This is a genomic window from Pseudactinotalea sp., assembly GCF_048594945.1.
Classification (GTDB): domain Bacteria; phylum Actinomycetota; class Actinomycetes; order Actinomycetales; family Beutenbergiaceae; genus Pseudactinotalea.
Genome location: NZ_JBMDXJ010000427.1, coordinates 1 through 2,013, shown reverse-complemented (window position 1 = coordinate 2,013; position 2,013 = coordinate 1). Strand labels below are relative to the sequence as shown.

Genomic DNA, 2,013 nt, shown 5'->3' with positions numbered 1-2,013 from the left:
GATCGCGAACGCGGTGATCGTCTGACCGTCACCGAAGGGTTCCGTGATCACCTCGACCGGGTTGGCCGGATAGGCGAGGTAGGCGTCGTCGACCCCGTCCGCCCCCGGAAGCTCAGGCTCGACCGCCTGGAACGGAATGTGGTCCGGTAGCAGGGTGGCGGATGTGGTCGCGTCCCCCGCCGGCGTGCCGCGCCCGTCATTGCTGCACCCCGCCAGCGGTAGCGCAACACCTCCGGCAGCCGCAGCCAGCAGCAGGCTTCGCCTCGTGAATCGTGCCATCTCGATACTCCTTTGCATCGGTCGACCGGACGTTGAGTGTCCGGTCATTCAGTGATCTATTGGTTGAACCAGAGGTGTTCGACACTCTCGCCGTACCGGACGGTCAGCTCGCCAGAGCCGAACGCCGCGCTCGCCCACGGGCTCTCGACCATCGGGTAGTCGCGGAGCTCGATCACACCGCCATCGATGCTCGGCTCGACGGACCATCCCGTCCGAAACTCCCCCAGCGACGGCGAGCGGTACGTCAGCACGTCGCCGGCGGTCTCGATCGGAGCATCCTGGAGTGCATCGACGAAGCCATCGAACGAACCCCAGTCCTCCCGACGCCCGCACTCGACGATCCAGGTGTTGGGCAGGGTCGTGCAGATCAGCTCGCGGCCCGCGTACTGCCCGTCCCTACCCCACGACATGCCGTGCTGCGAGTAGATGCCGATGTACCCGTCGCTCGAGCGACCGAACACCCAGTTCCCGCGCTCGCGGATCTCGTCGAACCGGGAGCGCTCGAAGAAGCAGTGCGTCATCCACGCGTAGGTGCTGGGCTGCCACGTCAACGACATGACGTTGCGATAGTGGATGACGCGAGGCAGGGTCGTGTTGCCCGACCAGTAGTCCGGCCGCAGGCCGGAACCCTCGCCCGTGGTCTGCGGGCAGGACCAAAACACGACGGCCTCGTTCGGCAGCGTGACCTGAGCCGCATGGATCGCCGAGTCGTACTCGCCCTTCCGGTGGTCCTGCAGTCCAGACATCAGGAAGTCGGGCGTCCGGAACACCGAGAAGTTCGCGCTCTGCTCTCCGCTGCGCATCAATCCCTGCCGCTGCTTGGACTCCACAACGGAGCTCGTATCTGCGGCGATCTCGTGCAGGATCGGCGGCGGCCAGTAGTCACCCGACCCGAGGGTGACAGGAGCCATCACTCCTCGCGTCTGTCTCACCAGGGTGCCTTCGCCGTACCAGAGCCAGCACGCGGCCGATGTGCTCTCCATGCCGGGGTGCTTGATGTAGCGGGTGTAGCTACGACCATGCGTCGTGCCGAATATGCCGCGATAGGTGTCAGCAGCCAGAATGAACGCCATGTAGTCCAGCACCGACGCCGTCATCTGCTTGAGCTTGTACTCCTCGTCGATCGCGAAGTCGTAGACGTTCGCCAGCGGACCGAGGCAGACCGGGAAGTAGGCGTTGGAGTGCCACTCGTCGAACCCGAACCTGCCGCGCTGACGCAGCCACTCGACGATGTAGGCACGACCCTTAGCCGCATGGAAGAGGCCACGCTGGCGGCTGTTGGAGAACTCTTCAAGTGGAAAGAGCGTGCCGGCGAGCCACTCGGCCACATGGAAGGCGAGCCGATGGTTCTCCGACCCCATGAACATGACCGTGTCCCCGGGCTCGTCGACCCAGTACTTGAAGCCGAGCACTGTCTCCTTCATCAACTCGTTCAGCTCAGCTGGCAGCCGCCGTTCAGCGCTCTCCCAAGCCAGAATCCGCAGCACGCCCTGGATCGTGAAGTCCGCGCAGTCAGAGCGTGCCGCGATGAACTCGCAGGCCGCACGAATACCGTGCTCGCTGACGTCCGCGTAGCGACCCACCGCGTAGCGGGCCACTTCGGGCCAGATCACGTCTCGGGGCAGGAGCTCGCCATCGCGCGCATCGGCGAAGTGCTGAAGCAGCGTGTCCCTTCTCTCGTCTCGACCCCCCTCCGGCACGGGCACCGGACTGACCTTGCGGATCTCGAACTCA

The 2,013-nt window shown here is 65.0% G+C and carries 1 protein-coding gene and 1 pseudogene; both read right to left on the bottom strand.

The window, feature by feature from the left end; all coding sequences use genetic code 11:
- Positions 1-279 (bottom strand): annotated as a pseudogene (locus tag ACOJSN_RS19525) (hypothetical protein); the annotation flags it as partial.
- 56 nt (positions 280-335) lie between these two features.
- On the bottom strand, positions 336-2,013 hold a 1,678-nt coding region (locus tag ACOJSN_RS19520), incomplete at its 5' end, for a hypothetical protein (RefSeq protein WP_420114153.1).